At 66.4% G+C, this 15,779-nt stretch carries 15 protein-coding genes and 6 tRNA genes; 5 read left to right on the top strand and 16 right to left on the bottom strand.

The window, feature by feature from the left end:
- Nucleotides 1-58: 58 nt before the first annotated feature.
- From clpX to VG556_RS19955, 10 genes are all read right to left on the bottom strand, one after another.
- On the bottom strand, nucleotides 59-1,348 hold the full coding sequence (clpX, locus tag VG556_RS20000; protein WP_014646099.1) for an ATP-dependent Clp protease ATP-binding subunit ClpX: 1,290 nt from the start codon (nucleotides 1,346-1,348) through the stop codon (nucleotides 59-61).
- Nucleotides 1,349-1,474: 126 nt separating this feature from the next.
- On the bottom strand, nucleotides 1,475-2,101 hold the full coding sequence (gene clpP, locus VG556_RS19995; protein ID WP_019659528.1) for an ATP-dependent Clp endopeptidase proteolytic subunit ClpP: 627 nt from the start codon (nucleotides 2,099-2,101) through the stop codon (nucleotides 1,475-1,477).
- Between the two features lie 74 nt (nucleotides 2,102-2,175).
- Nucleotides 2,176-3,471, bottom strand: coding sequence for a trigger factor (tig, locus tag VG556_RS19990; RefSeq protein WP_032961818.1), 1,296 nt, complete (start codon nucleotides 3,469-3,471; stop codon nucleotides 2,176-2,178).
- A 189-nt stretch (nucleotides 3,472-3,660) separates the two neighbouring features.
- Nucleotides 3,661-3,745 (bottom strand) — tRNA-Leu (locus VG556_RS19985).
- A gap of 139 nt (nucleotides 3,746-3,884) precedes the next feature.
- Entirely contained in the window at nucleotides 3,885-4,253 is a 369-nt protein-coding gene (locus tag VG556_RS19980) for a hypothetical protein (RefSeq protein WP_100449487.1), read from the bottom strand.
- 220 nt (nucleotides 4,254-4,473) lie between these two features.
- Nucleotides 4,474-4,549 (bottom strand) — tRNA-Lys (locus VG556_RS19975).
- Nucleotides 4,550-4,745: 196 nt separating this feature from the next.
- Nucleotides 4,746-4,821 (bottom strand) — tRNA-Lys (locus VG556_RS19970).
- A 79-nt stretch (nucleotides 4,822-4,900) separates the two neighbouring features.
- Nucleotides 4,901-4,977 (bottom strand) — tRNA-His (locus VG556_RS19965).
- Between the two features lie 174 nt (nucleotides 4,978-5,151).
- A tRNA-Arg gene (locus tag VG556_RS19960) sits at nucleotides 5,152-5,228 on the bottom strand.
- A 39-nt stretch (nucleotides 5,229-5,267) separates the two neighbouring features.
- A tRNA-Pro gene (locus VG556_RS19955) sits at nucleotides 5,268-5,344 on the bottom strand.
- Between the two features lie 180 nt (nucleotides 5,345-5,524).
- Between VG556_RS19955 and VG556_RS19950 the strand changes: the two genes are divergently transcribed.
- Both VG556_RS19950 and VG556_RS19945 read left to right on the top strand, forming a co-directional pair.
- A complete protein-coding gene (locus tag VG556_RS19950; protein ID WP_032961785.1) occupies nucleotides 5,525-6,283 on the top strand; it encodes a Bax inhibitor-1/YccA family protein in 759 nt (252 codons plus the stop codon).
- 89 nt (nucleotides 6,284-6,372) lie between these two features.
- Nucleotides 6,373-6,993, top strand: coding sequence for a flavin reductase family protein (locus VG556_RS19945; protein ID WP_014646094.1), 621 nt, complete (start codon nucleotides 6,373-6,375; stop codon nucleotides 6,991-6,993).
- Nucleotides 6,994-7,004: 11 nt separating this feature from the next.
- Here the strand turns inward: VG556_RS19945 and VG556_RS19940 are convergent, their stop codons facing one another.
- The 6 genes from VG556_RS19940 to grxC all read right to left on the bottom strand — a co-directional run bounded on the left by VG556_RS19940 (nucleotide 7,005) and on the right by grxC (nucleotide 11,744).
- Nucleotides 7,005-7,757: a sulfite exporter TauE/SafE family protein gene (locus tag VG556_RS19940; protein ID WP_049407513.1), complete on the bottom strand. Its 753-nt coding sequence runs from the start codon at nucleotides 7,755-7,757 to the stop codon at nucleotides 7,005-7,007.
- Nucleotides 7,758-7,782: 25 nt separating this feature from the next.
- A complete protein-coding gene (locus tag VG556_RS19935; protein ID WP_032961780.1) occupies nucleotides 7,783-8,691 on the bottom strand; it encodes a LysR family transcriptional regulator in 909 nt (302 codons plus the stop codon).
- Nucleotides 8,692-8,744: 53 nt separating this feature from the next.
- Nucleotides 8,745-9,488 carry a cysteine hydrolase family protein gene (locus tag VG556_RS19930; RefSeq protein ID WP_014646091.1) on the bottom strand — a complete coding sequence of 248 codons (744 nt, stop codon included), beginning with the start codon at nucleotides 9,486-9,488 and terminating at the stop codon, nucleotides 8,745-8,747.
- A gap of 248 nt (nucleotides 9,489-9,736) precedes the next feature.
- Nucleotides 9,737-10,741 carry an isocitrate dehydrogenase gene (locus VG556_RS19925; protein WP_014036138.1) on the bottom strand — a complete coding sequence of 335 codons (1,005 nt, stop codon included), beginning with the start codon at nucleotides 10,739-10,741 and terminating at the stop codon, nucleotides 9,737-9,739.
- Between the two features lie 323 nt (nucleotides 10,742-11,064).
- Nucleotides 11,065-11,457: a carboxymuconolactone decarboxylase family protein gene (locus VG556_RS19920; protein ID WP_004154542.1), complete on the bottom strand. Its 393-nt coding sequence runs from the start codon at nucleotides 11,455-11,457 to the stop codon at nucleotides 11,065-11,067.
- The gene (gene grxC / locus VG556_RS19915) at nucleotides 11,454-11,744 is read right to left on the bottom strand and encodes a glutaredoxin 3 (RefSeq protein ID WP_004154541.1); all 291 of its coding nucleotides are present in this window, start codon (nucleotides 11,742-11,744) and stop codon (nucleotides 11,454-11,456) included. The genes VG556_RS19920 and grxC overlap by 4 nt, the downstream gene beginning before the upstream one ends.
- An 88-nt stretch (nucleotides 11,745-11,832) precedes the next feature.
- Between grxC and VG556_RS19910 the strand changes: the two genes are divergently transcribed.
- From VG556_RS19910 to phoR, 3 genes are all read left to right on the top strand, one after another.
- Nucleotides 11,833-13,533, top strand: a complete 1,701-nt coding sequence (locus VG556_RS19910) for a M48 family metalloprotease (protein ID WP_169410554.1) — start codon at nucleotides 11,833-11,835, stop codon at nucleotides 13,531-13,533.
- A gap of 116 nt (nucleotides 13,534-13,649) precedes the next feature.
- Nucleotides 13,650-14,339 carry a phosphate regulon transcriptional regulator PhoB gene (gene phoB, locus VG556_RS19905; protein ID WP_005408258.1) on the top strand — a complete coding sequence of 230 codons (690 nt, stop codon included), beginning with the start codon at nucleotides 13,650-13,652 and terminating at the stop codon, nucleotides 14,337-14,339.
- Between the two features lie 106 nt (nucleotides 14,340-14,445).
- Nucleotides 14,446-15,777: a phosphate regulon sensor histidine kinase PhoR gene (gene phoR, locus VG556_RS19900; protein ID WP_005415460.1), complete on the top strand. Its 1,332-nt coding sequence runs from the start codon at nucleotides 14,446-14,448 to the stop codon at nucleotides 15,775-15,777.
- Nucleotides 15,778-15,779 lie beyond the last annotated feature (2 nt).

The following is a 15,779-nucleotide window of genomic DNA, read 5'->3' as shown; positions in this document are numbered from 1 at the left end:
CGGCTTTCAGATGCAAGGCATTCCTTGAAAATCCTTTCCAATCAACAACCTGGAAGGATCACTCGGCGCCTGCGGCCTTCTGTTCAGGGACCGCCGGGGTCTGGTAGATCAGGTACGGCTCGGACTTGTGCTCGATCACCGATTCGTCCACCACCACCTTGCTGACGTTTTCCTGCGACGGCAGGTCGTACATGGTGTCCAGCAGGACCGATTCGACGATGGTGCGCAGGCCACGGGCACCGGTCTTGCGCTTGAGCGCCTTCCTGGCGATGGCCGACAACGCGTCCGGACGGAACTCCAGCTCGACGTTCTCCATCTCGAACAGCTTCTTGAACTGCTTGGTGATGGCGTTCTTCGGCTCGGTCAGGATCTTGATCAGGGCCGGCTCGTCCAGCTCCTCCAGGGTCGCCACCACCGGCAGGCGGCCGACGAACTCCGGAATCAGGCCGAACTTGATCAGGTCTTCCGGCTCGACTTCGGCCAGCACCTTGCCCACTTCCTGCTTGCGCTCGCTGCTCTTCACCTTGGCGCCGAAGCCGATGCTGCCGACGTCGGTGGAACGGGCCTGGATCACCTTGTCCAGCCCGGCGAACGCGCCGCCGCAGATGAACAGGATGTTCTTGGTGTCCACCTGCAGGAATTCCTGCTGCGGATGCTTGCGCCCGCCCTGCGGCGGAACGCTGGCCACGGTACCTTCGATCAGCTTCAGCAGGGCCTGCTGCACGCCTTCGCCGGACACATCGCGGGTGATCGACGGGTTCTCGCTCTTGCGCGAGATCTTGTCGATTTCATCGATGTAGACGATGCCCTGCTGTGCCTTCTCGACGTCGTAGTCGCACTTCTGCAGCAGCTTCTGGATGATGTTCTCCACGTCCTCGCCCACGTAACCGGCTTCGGTCAGCGTGGTGGCGTCGGCCATGGTGAACGGCACGTTGAGCAGGCGGGCCAGGGTTTCGGCCAGCAGCGTCTTGCCCGAACCGGTCGGGCCGACCAGCAGGATGTTCGACTTCGCCAGTTCGACGTCGTCGTTCTTCTGCCGGCTCTCGATGCGCTTGTAGTGGTTGTACACGGCCACGGCCAGGGTGCGCTTGGCGCGGTTCTGGCCGATCACGTACTGGTCCAGGACCTCGAGGATCTCGCGCGGCTTGGGCAGCGAACTGCGCGCCGACTGCGCCTTTTCCTCAAGTTCCTCACGGATGATGTCGTTGCACAGCTCCACGCACTCATCGCAGATGAATACGCTCGGACCCGCAATCAGCTTGCGCACTTCATGCTGGCTCTTGCCGCAGAAAGAGCAGTAGAGGATCTTGCCGGTGTCCGTGGAACGACCTTGGCGGTCTTCGCTCATGCTTCGCTTACCCAGTTACCCCACCCGCTGAACGGGGGTTCGATTCGAGAATAGCACAGGGCCGAGGGGACACCAGTCCCGCCCGACCCTGCAGGAACGGGGCCTCCCTGGCCCCGTGAAGGCCGGTCAACCGGCCTGGATCGACTCATCCGGACGACGCTCCAGGACCTGGTCGACCAGACCGTAGGCCTGCGCCTCGAAGGCGCTCTTGAAGTTGTCGCGCTCGGTGTCGCGGGCGATCGTCTCCAGCGACTGGCCGGTGTGCTTGGCCAGGATCTCGTTCAGGCGCGAACGCAGGGTCAGGATCTCACGCGCGTGGATGTCGATGTCGGTGGCCTGGCCCTGGTAGCCGCCCAGCGGCTGGTGGATCATCACGCGCGAGTTCGGCAGCGCATAGCGCTTGCCGGCTTCGCCCGCGGCCAGCAGCAGGGCGCCCATCGAGGCGGCCTGGCCGATGCAGGTGGTGCTCACATTCGGCTTGATGTACTGCATGGTGTCGTAGATCGCCATGCCGGCGGTGACCACGCCACCCGGCGAGTTGATGTAGATGTTGATGTCCTTTTCCGGGTTCTCCGATTCCAGGAACAGCAACTGCGCCACCACCACGTTGGCCATGTGATCGTCGATCGGGCCCACGAGGAAGATCAGGCGCTCCTTCAACAGGCGCGAATAGATGTCGTAGGCACGCTCGCCGCGGCTGGTCTGCTCGACCACCATCGGAACCAGGTTCAGGGCTTTGGTTCGGTTGTCCATTACGTGAGGTACCTATCTTGGGGGGCAACAACCCCGCGCCGGCAAAGGCGCGGGGCATCCGGTGATCCGCCGGCTTACTGGCGGATCGCGTCCTGGAACGACAGCTTCTCTTCGGTGTGCTGGGCACGCTCGGCGATCCAGTCGATCACCTGCTCTTCCATCACACGGTTCTGCAGGCCAGACATCAGCTGGGGGTCGTTGCGGTACATCTCAATGACCTGCTCCGGCTCTTCGTAGGTCGAGGCGATCAGACGCATCGTTTCGTTCAGGCGCTTGGCTTCCAGGCGCAGGTCGTTGATGCGGGCCACTTCACCGACCAGCAGGCCGACCAGCACGCGCTTGGCGGCGGCGTCCTTGAAGCCTTCGTGGGCATCGGCCGGGATCTCGCCGACGTTCTGGCCGTTGCGGCGCAGCTGCTCGACCTGCTGGGCCAGCATGGCGCGGGCTTCGTTCTCGACCAGGCGCGGCGGCATTTCCACCGACGAGTAGGCCGCGATCAGCTGCTCGCCCACTTCGCGGCGCAGGCGGTTCATCAGCGCGCCCTTCAGCTCACGCTCCAGGTTGGCGCGGATGTCGCTGCGGAACTGCTCGACGTCGCCACCCTTCACGCCGAAGCTCTTGATGAAGGCTTCGTCGACCGCCGGCACGACCGGCTCGGACACTTCGGCAACCTTGACGGTGACCTGCACGGTCTTGCCGGCCAGCACCGGCACGCGCCAGTCAGCCGGGAACTCGACGTCCAGGGTCTTCTCTTCGCCCTTGGCCAGGCCGACCAGGCCCTTTTCGATGGTGTCGAACATCATGCCCTGGCCGAGCACGATCGAACCCTTCTCGGTGCCCTCGGCCGGCAGGCGCTCTTCGCCGGCCTGCGACCAGGTTTCCACCGCGACCAGGTCGCCGTCCTGCGCGCCACGGCTGACCGGGGCCCAGGTGCGACGCTGGTTCTGCAGGTTCTCGATCATCTGGTCGATGTCGGCGTCGGTGATCTCGGCGGTGTGGCGCACGACGGTCAGCTTGCTGACGTCGATGTCGCCGAAGTCCGGCACCACTTCCACGGTGGCCACGAAGGAGAACTCACCCTCGTCGCCCTTGTCGATGCGCGGGCTGCCGACGACGCGCAGGTCGTGCTCGCGCACGGCCGCGTCGAAGGTCTCGCGCAGCAGGCCGTCCAGCGCCTCGCCACGGACCTGCGCGCCGAAGCGCTGCTCGATCACCTTGGCCGGCACCTTGCCCGGACGGAACCCCTTGATGCGGGTGGTACGGGCGATTTCGCCCAGGCGGCCGGCGATGTGGCTCTGCAGACGCTCTTCCGGCAGCGAGAAGCTCAGGCGGCGTTCCAGGTTGCCGGTGGATTCGATCGAAGCTTGCATGTTGACTCCTGCCACCGGTGGCCCAGGCCCCCGGCTCGATGATTGGGATGAAACGGTTGTTAGGACACGACGTCTGGGACGCGCCTGCTTGCCGCAGCCCTTTAGTTTCGCCCAATTCGGCCTGCACTGCCAGCGCGTGCCGGTCAAGGGGGCGCCGATGGCCCGATCAGGGCGGGGACAAGCCAGCACTGGTGCGAAAGGGGGGACTCGAACCCCCACGCCTTGCGGCACTGGAACCTAAATCCAGGGCGTCTACCAATTCCGCCACTTTCGCGTGGCCGGCACAGGTGTTCATTGTCGCAGGCGGCGACTGGAATCGGAAGGCCTGCACAAAGCTGAATCCACTACGCTCCGCGCCATCGCTGCATCGCGGCCAGCCCGGCGGGTGCGCGACCCGCCGGGCTGGCCGCAGCCTACTGCTGCGGTACCGTGCGGGCCGGCGCCGCGCCTGAGCCCGGGTCGACGGCCGCGTCCACCTTCCGGACCTCCACGCCCCCATCGTCGGTGCGACGCAGGGCCACCGACGCCGGCGCAGCCCTGCGCACATCCACCGAACCGTCCGCATTGCGCTGTACGTCCACCGCGCCGGGCAGGACCTCCCCCTCCGCGGGCCGGGCCGGCCGCAACTGCATGGCGTCGTCGATCTGGCGCGCCGGAATGCGCTCTGCGCCCGCATCACGCTCGACGGCCTGCGCGGGATCATTGCCCGGCGTGCAGGCCGCCAGTGCCATCAACGCGAAGGGAATCCACACCGTGCCGTGCAATCGAGTGATCTCAGCCATCAACATCTTCCTTCCTGCATGCGCCATCGGCGCGGAAGATCTATTGGGTGCGATGCAGGACGCCATGCGGTGAGAAGCAGTGCACAGCATTGAAAACACTGATGACGCGTATGCCCCTGATTTCAGCACTGCTTCAGTGGATCCACGCCATGCGTGGATGAAGCGCAACCCGGCGTGCGGGCAAGAAAAAAGCCACCTGGATGACCAAGTGGCTTTCGTCTGGTGGGCTGTCAAGGATTCGAACCTTGGACCTATTGATTAAGAGTCAACTGCTCTACCAACTGAGCTAACAGCCCGAAATCGGGGCGCGAATTATGACCCGATCCGCTCGGTGGGTGCAAGCACTTTCTTCAACATCGTTGAAACCAGCACTGCGATCCCGATGCGCTGCAGATCCACGCCAGGCGGGGCCCTGCAACGTGTGGCCCATTGAAACGAAAGGGTCACACCTATAAGAAAAAAGCCACCTGGCGTACCAGGTGGCTTCCGTCTTGGTGGGCCGTCAAGGATTCGAACCTTGGACCTATTGATTAAGAGTCAACTGCTCTACCAACTGAGCTAACGGCCCGTGAAACTCAGACGCACATTGTAGCGTGCTTTCTGTTTATTGCAATACCGTTTCGGCTGCGCCGATGCGGTTGAATCAGTGGGGTGGCTGAGGGGATTCGAACCCCCGACCACCGGAATCACAATCCGGTACTCTAACCAACTGAGCTACAGCCACCACTGAAACTTTCGCTCCACCGCCGATACCGCCAGCACTGGAACCTTGAAACCTTGCCTGGAGACTGTCACCGAAGTTCCGGTCCGCCGAAGCGAGTCCGATATTCTGGTGGAGTCTTTACGCTTTTGCAAGCACTTCTTCACATCCGCCGATGCGATCCCGCTGTCCCGCCAATGGCGCGCCCGACAGGAATCGAACCTGTAACCGCCGGCTTAGAAGGCCGGTGCTCTATCCAGTTGAGCTACGGGCGCCCGAACCGGAACGGTGTCCAATCCGACGTGACGTGGGATTGGTCGGGGTAGAGGGATTCGAACCCCCGACATCCTGCTCCCAAAGCAGGCGCGCTACCAGACTGCGCTATACCCCGGTCTTGCAATCCCCTCGGGTCAGGCCCGGGGAGTTGGTCATTGTCGCCAAGCGCGTTGGGAACTGTCAACGAAGGATGCGCAGTTCCGCGGCCTGCCACAACGCCGAAAGCAGTCATCGGCTATGCTCACGCCCATCGGCCGGATGGCCGTCCTGACCCTCATTCGCACGGAGAACACGCATGCGCAGCGGCAACCCGGCTCTTTCCGAGTCGACCTTCCTCGACCTTGCCAGCGGTTCGGTGGTGACCAGCCCCGACCAGGCAATGACCCTCAACGGCACCGTCAACAAGACCGGTTTCCTGCTGCTGTTGACCGTGCTGACGGCCGCTTTCGCCTGGAACCAGACCATCGACGACTACGGCCAGGTCATGGACGCGGCCAAGCTGTACGCCTTGGGCGGCGGCATCGGCGGCCTGGTGCTGGCGCTGATCACCATCTTCAAGAAGGAATGGTCGCCGGTCACCGCGCCGATGTACGCGCTGGTGGAAGGCGTGTTCCTCGGCGCCATCTCGGCCGTGTTCAACGCCAAGTTCCCGGGCATCGTGTTCCAGGCCGTGCTGCTGACCTTCGGCACCCTGTTTGCGCTGCTGTTCGCGTACCGCAGCGGCGTGATCAAGGCCACCGAGAACTTCAAGATGGGCGTGGTCGCCGCCACCGGCGGCATCGCCCTGCTCTACCTGGCCTCGTTCGTGCTGGGCTTCTTCAACATCAACGTGCCGGTGATCCACGACTCCAGCTGGCTGGGCATCGCCTTCAGCCTGTTCGTGGTGGTCGTGGCGGCGCTGAACCTGGTGCTGGACTTCGACTTCATCGAAACCGGCGTGGCCCAGCGCGCGCCGAAGTACATGGAGTGGTATGGCGCATTCGGCCTGATGGTGACCCTGGTCTGGCTGTATGTGGAGTTCCTGCGCCTGCTGTCGAAGATCCAGCAGCGCTGAGTCCAGCCACGCCGAGAAAGACAAGCCGCGATCCGCAAGGGTCGCGGCTTTTTTGTAGAGTCGAGCAAGCCCACACGTCCCCTGCCCCCATGCCCGACACCTTCCACAGCTACCGCCCGGCAGAGGGCCACCGTCTGCCGCATGACCCGTTCAACGCCATCATCGGCCCGCGCCCGATCGGCTGGATTTCCAGCCGCGACGCACAGGGCACGTTGAACCTGGCGCCCTACAGCTTCTTCAACGCCTTCAACTACACCCCGCCGATCATCGGCTTCTCCAGCCAGGGCCGCAAAGACTCGCTGCGCAACATCGAAGCCACCGGTGAATTCGTCTGGAACCTGGCCACCTTCGACCTGGCCGAGGCGATGAACGAAAGCTGCCGTGCGGTCGCGCCGGATGTCGACGAGTTCGTCCTTGCCGGCCTGACGCCACTGGCCTCAACGCAGGTCACACCGCCCCGCGTGGCACAGAGCCCGGTAAGCATGGAATGCCGCTGCACGCAGATCGTCCGCCTGCGCGATGCCGCCGGCCAGGACACCAACGGCTGGCTGGTGCTGGGCGAAGTGGTGACGGTGCATATCGATGAACGGCTGCTGGTCGATGGCATCTACGACACCGCTGCGGCGGCCCCGATCCTGCGCGGCGGCGGGCCTGCCGACTACTTCCGCATCGGCGCCGGACAGCGCTTCCGCATGTTCCGCCCGACCTGACGTTCAACCGGTTACGACCGCGCCAGCAGCGCCGGCATCGACGACGCCAGCAATGCGATGCCCGACGCGGTCAACAGGCTCAGTACGATCTGCCGGAAGCGCGCCTCGCTGATGCCGATGTAGACGCGCGCACCCAGCAGGGTCGGCACCAGCATCGCCGGCGCCACGATGGCGAAGTACGGCAGCATCTGCCGGCTCACCAGGCCGCTGCCGACATAGGTGGCCATGGTCACTGCCAGCATCGCCAGGTTGAAGTTCTGGATGACCGCGCGCTGCTCGTCCTTGCCGAAGCCACGCAGCGTGCTCCACAGCGTCGGCACCGGTCCGGCGAAACCGCCGATGCCGCTGAGCACCCCACCTGCCATGCCGGCGATCGCGTCACCGATGCGACCACCCACGCGGATCGGCGGCAATGATCGCGCCATCAGCATCACCGGGCACCACAGCGCCAGGAAGCCGCCCAGCAGCGCCTTGAACCAGTCCATGTCCAGGTGTGGCAGTACCATCACGCCGAGCGGAATGCCCGCCAGGCCGCCCAGCACGAACGGCAGCAGCAGGCGCAGGTTGAAGCCACGCCGCACGGTGAACACGGCCACCAGCTGACCGACCAGCGCGCCGAACACCGACAGCGCAGCGGCCAGTCGCGGCTCCAGCCCCCATGCCCAGAACGACATCGCTACCATCCCGAAGGCGAAACCGGACAGGCCCTGTACGAATCCGGCGACGATCGCGCCAAGCGCGACCAGCAGATACACCGACTCCATCATCACCCCGGCTGCAACCGCGCGACTACCCTGCCGCGCTCACCTGTGCAGCGTAGTGCGCCGCGAGATGCTCGACCAGCGCACGCACCTTGGGCGCCAGTGCACGTGCATGCGGGTACAGCGCGAAGTAGCGTCGCTGGCCCGCATGCCAGGCCGGCAGCACGCGGATCAAACGACCGGCGCGCAGATCCTCCTGCACGGTGAAGGCGGTGAACAGGCTGATGCCCATGCCGGCCAGCGCGGCGGCGTACAGTGCGGGCGTGGCATCCACGCGCAGGCGCTGCCCGGCTTCGATGCTCGCGGTTGCGCCGCGCGGCCCCTGCAACTGCCAGGGCGGCATTGCTGGCGTGGGACTGAAACCCAGCAGCGTGTGATGAGCCAGGTCCGCTGCCTGCCGCGGCAGTCCGTGGTGTGCCAGGTAGGCCGGTGCGGCGACCAGGATGCGCGGGCAGCTGGCCAGCTCGCGCGCGACCAGCTGGCTGTCCGGCAGAGAAGCCGCGATGCGCAGGGCCAGGTCGAAACCACCACCGACCACATCGACCAGCTGGTCATCGGCCGACAGGTCCAGCGTGACCTGGGGGTAACGCTGCAGGAATGACGGCAGCCAGTGCGGCAGCTCCTGGCTGGCCACCACCTGCGGCACGCTGATCCGCACGCTTCCACTGGGCTGCGCCTGCCCGGCACGGGCACGGTCGTCGGCTTCCTGCAGGCGGTCCAGCAGCGTTGCCGCCTCACGGTAGTAGTCGCGCCCGGCCTCGGTCAACGACAGCCGGCGGCTGTTGCGATCGAGCAGGCGCACCTGCAGGTGTTCTTCCAGCTGCCGCAGTTGCCGCGACATCGCCGAGTGGGTGGTACCGAGGCGCTCGGCTGCCGCGGTGAAGCTGCCCGCATCGACGATGGCGCGCAGTGCACGCAGGGCAGCGAAGTGATCCATCGGCGGGCAGCTCCACGTGGCGGAGCCCGCGGCATGCGGGCCCCGCCAGCTTATCAAGCGCCGTCGCCGGCCTTGCGCACCGGCAGTGCCAGGATCGCGTCAGTCGTCATGACATCGCCGAAGGCGTCCTCGATCTGGGCCAGAGCGGCTTCATGCAGCGTGCGATGGCCGATGCGCCGGCCGCCAGCCAGGTCCAGGTCACGGCTGGCGCTGGCATCGGACGAGACGATCACCCGGTAACCACGGGGCGCGGCCGCCGCGTCGCGCGCGGCACCAGCCACGCAGGCATGGGTCTGCAGGCCGGTGACGATCAGGGTGTCGATGCCGGCGTTCTTCAGCAGCGGGTCGAGCACGGTGGAGGACGCGCCGGCGAACACGCTGACATTGTCCTTCTGCACCACGGTCTCGCCCTGGCGCGGCTGCAGGTCGCGATGGAAGGCAGCATTGACGCTGCCCTGTGCGAACAGCGGCGCACCCGCCGGCAGCACGTGCTGCACATGGATCACGCGGATGCCATGGGCATCGGCGAATTCGACCACCCGCTTCGCCTGCCGCAGCGCGGCCACGCCATCGGGAATGACCATGCGGCCACCGGCAAAGCCCGGTGCGGCCGTGGCATCGAAGTACTCATTCTGGAAGTCGATGACCAGCACGGCGGTCTTTGCCGCATCCAGCGAGGTCGCGACCGGCGCGCCAGCCATGTGGCGGATGGTGGGATGGGCCGGCTCGGCGGCGGCGACCGGGGCGGTGGTGGCCATGCCGATCAGGCTGGCCAGGCCGAAGGCGGTGAGGTTCATGTTCGAGCTCCAGTGCGTTGGGAAGTGGGCACAGGATGCGGAGCGCATGACGCACGAACCAGCCGCGTAGCGGCACATGATCTGTGCAATGTACGCACAGACAATTTCCCTGTAGAGCCACCCCATGGGTGGCTGCGGACCAAGGCCCCGTCATTCCACGCACGGCGTGGATCTACCGGGCCGGCCCACAACGCAACGGGGCGCCCGAAGGCGCCCCGCTGTGGATCCAACCGAGGTCGGCCGGCCGCTTACAGGCGGCTGGCGATGGCCTGGGCAAAGCTCATGGTGGTGCCGGTGCCGCCCAGGTCGCCGGTCAGCGAATCCTTGGCTTCCATGGTCGCCACGATGGCCTTGCGCAGGCGCTCGGCGTTTTCCGGCTGGCCGACATGGTCCAGCATCTGCGCGGCTGCCAGCAGCAGCGCGCACGGATTGGCCTTGCCCTGGCCGGCGATGTCCGGCGCGGTGCCGTGCACGGCTTCGAAGATCGCCGCGTCCTTGCCGATGTTGGCACCCGGGGCCAGGCCCAGGCCGCCGACGAGACCGGCGCACAGGTCGGAGATGATGTCGCCGAACAGGTTGGTGGTGACGATCACATCGAACTGTTCCGGACGCATCACCAGCTGCATGCAGCAGTTGTCGACGATCATTTCCTGGAACTCGATCTCCGGGTACTGTGCGGCGACTTCACGGGCGACGTTCAGGAACAGGCCCGAGGTCGACTTGATGATGTTGGCCTTGTGCACGGCAGTGACCTTCTTGCGGCCAGTGCTCTTGGCCAGCTCGAAGGCGTAGCGCACGATGCGCTCGGAGCCCTTGCGGGTGATGCGGGTGCCGGAGAAGGCGGTTTCGCCGTCGGCCGACACTTCCTGGCCTTCGGCCAGGTAGGCACCTTCGGTGTTCTCACGGACGGTGATCAGGTCGACGTTGTCGAAACGCGACTTGGTGTTCGGGAAGGTGTGGGCCGGACGCACGTTGGCGTACAGGTCGAAGTGGCGGCGCAGGCTGACGTTGATCGAGGTGAAGCCACCACCGACCGGGGTGGTCAGCGGGCTCTTCAGCGCGACCTTGTTGCGCGCGATCGATTCCAGGGTCACTGCCGGCATCAGGTCGCCGTGCTTTTCCAGGGCCACCAGGCCGGCGTCGGCGTCTTCGTACTCCAGGCCAGTCTTGAGCTGGTCGAGCACGAACAGGGTGGCGTCCATGATTTCCGGGCCAATGCCGTCGCCGCGGATGACCGTAATTTTCTGCGTCATTGATCGATGTTCCGAACAGGGGGAAAAACGCCGTCCGGACGTGCCCGGAAACGCCGGCGCAAAGGAAGTTTCACCGGCAATTATGCCTGAGCCGGGGCCGAGGTCCCAAATAGACCATGGTCCCAGTGCCCGGCCCAGGCAGAATTGCCCGCGCATTCCGCCTTATCCCCGCGCCTGTCGGCGCGCCCCCTTGAACAACAAGGGGCCTCCTGGGCTGTTGGATCGTGGAGAAGGCCCCTCGCGGGTGCGGTAATGCCGGCCGCTGGCCGGCAACCCCGGCCATGCCGGATTCAGGGAATACCGGCCAGCGGCCGGCACGCCCCTCAGTGCTCGTGCGCTGCCGGGGCGGCGGCGCCACCTTCAAGCTGGTCGAGGAAGTCAACCGCGCGGCGCAGGTGCGGGATCACGATCGATCCGCCCACCACCAGGCCGACCGAGAAGGTCTCGAAGAACTCCTCGCGGGTCACGCCGGCGTCCTTGCACTGGGCCACGTGATAGCTGATGCAGTCGTCGCAGCGCAGCACCATCGACGCCACCAGGCCCAGCAGCTCCTTGGTCTTCACGTCCAGCGCGCCGGCCTGGTAGGTCTGCGTGTCCAGCGCGAAGAAGCGGCGCACCACCTGGTTCGGCTCACCCAGGATCCGCTCGTTCATGCGCTTGCGGAACTCGGTGAACTCGGCGATGCGGTCCTTGCTGCCGTCGTCGGCCGCGCTCATGCCTGGCCCTGCCCGGCCAGCAGCGGCTCGAGCTTGCCTTCACGGTGCAGGGCCATCATGTCGTCGTAGCCGCCGACATGGACGTCGCCGACGAAGATCTGCGGCACGCTGGTGCGGCGGGTCAGCGCCATCATCTTCTCGCGCTCGGCCGGGTCCAGGTCGATGCGGACCTCGGTCCACTGCTGGCCCTTGCTCTTCAGGAAGTTCTTGGCGGCCACGCAGTACGGGCAGACGGCGGTGGAATAGATGGTGATGGCGGGGGCACCGCCGGCGGTCTGGGCTGTCACGGGAAACTCCACGATGGATCGACGGTCTACATATGGTACCGGTGCGCTGGAATTTCCACGCCACGGCCGCAACACTGTGGATTAACGAATGGTTGCCCCCCGCCCTGCCACGCTTGGCGCGCCCCGCCCGAGGAACTCCTGCTTGCGAGCCCTGCTGCTGACTACCGCCGTCACCCTGGCCCTGGCCATGCCGCTGGCCCAGGCCCAGGAGAAGCTGCCCGACATCGGCTCCTCGGCCGGCGAGCTGCTGACCCCGGCCCGCCAGGCCGAGTACGGCGCGATGATGCTGCGCGAGCTGCGCAACTACGGCTACCTGCTGGAAGATCCGCTGGTCAACGACTGGCTGCAGACCATGGGCACCCGTCTCGGCTCCAACAGTGACCAGCCACGGCAGCCGTACACCTTCTTCGTGATGAACGACCGCCAGATCAACGCGTTCGCCACGCTGGGCGGCTACATCGGGGTCAATGCCGGCCTGGTGCTGACCGCCGAGCGCGAGGACGAGGTCGCTGCGGTGCTGTCCCACGAAATCGCCCACGTCACCCAGCAGCATGTGCTGCGCGGCGTCGAGCGCGCCCAGCGTGACCAGATCCCGATCCTGCTGGGCATGCTGGCAGCGGTGGTGGCCGCCCAGGCCAGCAACAGCACGTCGTCCGGCAACGCGACGATGGCCGCGATCAGCTCGGGCATGGGCCTGATGCAGCAACGGCAGATCAACTACACCCGCTCCAACGAGTCCGAGGCCGACCGCCTGGGCATCCGCACCCTGTCGCGCAGCGGCTACGACGTGGATGCCATGGCCGGCTTCTTCGAACGGATGTCGGCGGCCATGCGTGGCAACGAAGGGGGCTACAGCGTGCCCGAGTTCCTGCGCACCCACCCGGTCAACATCACCCGCATCAGCGAAGCCAAGGCCCGCGCCGAGCAGATGAAGAAGGATACAGTGCTGCTGACCACCAGCACCCCCACCGGCGAGCGCAAGGAGCGGGTGGACCCGGCCGATCCCAGCCTGGGCGAGCCGCTGCTGCGCGGCAACAACCCGCTGCTGCCCAGCAGTGTGCTGCGCCTCCCGATCGGCCAGCTCAACCGTGGCGCCAGCGGCGACTTCGACTGGGCACGTGAGCGCCTGCGCGTGCTCAGCGCGGATTCCACCCCCGAGCTGGAACGCGAGTATGCCGACCTGGCCAAGCGGCAGAAGGACGGTCTCAACGATGCGCAGCGCTATGGCCAGGCGCTGGCGGTCATGCGCGGTGGCCGTGCCGGCGCCGGCCAGGCCCGGCAGACCCTGGCCGGCCTGCTCCAGACCCATCCCGGCAACCTGTGGCTGGCGCTGGGCCTGGGCGAAGCGGAATCGCGGGCAGGCCAGGCGGCCCAGGCCAACAGCCGCTTCGAGCAGCTGCTGCGCGAACACCCCAACAGCCGCCCGGTAGCACTGACCTATGCCGAGATCCTGAACGAACAGGGCAACCGCGAGGCCGGCCAGCGCGCGCAGGCGATGCTGCGCCCCCTGTTGTCGCAAAGCGGTAACGATCCGGTCTTCCAGCAGCGCTTTGCCCGCGCCAGCGAGCTGGCCGGCGACAGCGTGCGTGCCAGCGAGGCCTATGCCGAGGCCGCCTTCCTCAGCGGTCGGCCGGAACAGGCGCTGCTGCAGCTGCAGGCGCTCAAGCGCAACCCGGCGCTGGATTACATTGGCCGCGCGCGGGTCGATGCCCGCATCGAAGCGATCACCCCGACCGTGCTGGAGCTGCGCCGCCAGGGCGTGCAGGACCCGGACCTGGACCGGCGCTGAGCGCTGCATGACCGGCCGATGGCAATCCAGGCCGGTTCCGGCCGGGCAGTCACAAACATGTCATCAAACCGTAGTCTACTGGCACCACTCCAGTAACCGAGCCCTACGGTGTCCTCGTGCAGAAACGCATCCTGATCGTCGATGACGAGCCCGCGATCCGTGAAATGGTCGCCTTCGCCCTTCGCAAGGGCGATTACGAACCGGTCCACGCCGGCGATGCCCGGGAGGCCCAGACCGCGATCGCCGACCGCGTTCCGGACCTGATCCTGCTGGACTGGATGCTGCCCGGCACCAGCGGCCTGGACCTGGCCCGTCGCTGGCGCAAGGAAACGCTGACCCGCGAAGTGCCGATCATCATGCTGACCGCCCGCGGCGAAGAGAACGACCGCGTCGGTGGCCTGGAAGCCGGCGTCGACGACTACGTGGTCAAGCCGTTCTCGGCGCGCGAACTGCTGGCGCGCATCCGTGCGGTCATGCGCCGTGCCCGCGAGGACGACGAGGACGGCAGCGTGGCAGTCGGCCCGATCCGCATCGACGGCGCCGCCCATCGCGTGTTCGCCAACGACCAGCCGGTGCCGATCGGCCCGACCGAATACCGCCTGCTGCACTTCTTCATGACCCATCCGGAGCGCGTCTACACCCGCGCGCAGCTGCTGGACCATGTATGGGGTGGCAGCGTGTACGTGGAGGAGCGCACCATCGACGTGCATATCCGCCGCCTGCGCAAGACGCTGGAACCGTTCAACGCCGAGAACATGGTGCAGACCGTGCGCGGCGCCGGCTACCGGTTCTCCACTGCCACCTGAGTCTCGTCGTGCCGGCACCGCGCACCTGCGGGTGCCGGTGCCGGCAACTCTGCTATAACCCTTGGTTCACTCCAGTGAACCGCCGCACCTCAACGACGAGACCGCAATGCCCCGCCACATCCGCTCTGCCTGGTTGAAGACCCTGGCCACCGTTGCCGCGGTACTGCTGTTCGCCGGACTGGTGGGGTGGTTCACGGGCCATCTGTGGTTGTGCATCGCGCTGGGCGCGCTGGCCACCCTGGCCTGGCATTACTGGCGCCTGCGCAGCGTGCTGCGCCGCCTGACCGCACGCCAGCGCTGGGACACCGCCGAAGAAGGCACCGGCGTCTGGAACGAACTGGACCGCCTGCTGTATCGCAACCAGGTGGAAATGCGCGTGCGCAAGCGCCGCCTGCTGGACATGCTGCGCAGCTACCGCGCCGCCGCCGCCGCATTGCCCGACGCGGTGGTGGTGCTGGACCGCAACAGCCAGCGCGTGCAGTGGTTCAACGAAGCGGCCACCGCCCTGCTCGGCCTGCACCATCCCGGCGACCTTGGCGAGGCCCTGGTCGAACGCCTGCAGCCGATGCCGCTGGCCCACTGGCTGGCCGGTGGCCGCAATGCCGAACCGATCCTGGACGTGCCCTCGCCGGTCGATCCGGCGATCCGCCTGAACCTGCGCCTGATTCCCTATTCGTCGGATTACTGGCTGCTGATCGCCCGCGACGTCAGCAAGCTGCTGCGCCTGGAACAGGTGCGCCGCGACTTCGTGGCCAATGTTTCACACGAGCTGCGCACGCCGCTCACCGTGGTCCACGGCTACCTGGACATGATGGATCCGGAGGACTTCCCCGGCACCGGCCCGATGCTGGAAGAAATGCGCAAGCAGAGCCAGCGCATGGCCCAGCTGGTGGAAGACCTGCTGACCCTGTCGCGGCTGGAATCGCAGGAGCACAGCGAGGAAGAGACCGTGGCCATGCAGCCGATGCTGGCGACCCTGCGCCGCGAGGCCGAGGCGCACAGCCAGGGCCGCCACCAGATCAGCATCGATGATCTGGCCGGTGTCGACCTGCAGGGTTCGACCAAGGAACTGCACAGCGCCTTCTCCAACCTGGTCACCAACGCGGTGCGCTATACCCCGGCCGGGGGCCGCATTGCGGTGGAGTTCCGCCGCGAAGGCGACGGCGCCGTGCTGGCGGTGCGCGATTCCGGCTACGGCATTCCCGCCACCCACCTGCCGCGCCTGACCGAACGTTTCTACCGTGTGTCCAGCAGCCGCTCGCGCGAGAGCGGCGGCACCGGGCTGGGCCTGTCCATCGTCAAGCACATCCTCGGCCTGCACCACGCACGGCTGGAGATTGAAAGCGAAGTCGGCAAGGGCTCGGTGTTCTCCTGCCATTTCGATGCCGACCACGTGCGCCCGCGCGAGTCCGCCCCCCTGACCTCCATCGAAGAATGACG

This window comes from Stenotrophomonas sp. CASM106 (assembly GCF_049384825.1).
Taxonomy (GTDB): Bacteria; Pseudomonadota; Gammaproteobacteria; order Xanthomonadales; family Xanthomonadaceae; genus Stenotrophomonas; species Stenotrophomonas muris.
This window is presented reverse-complemented; position numbering and strand designations above follow the sequence as displayed.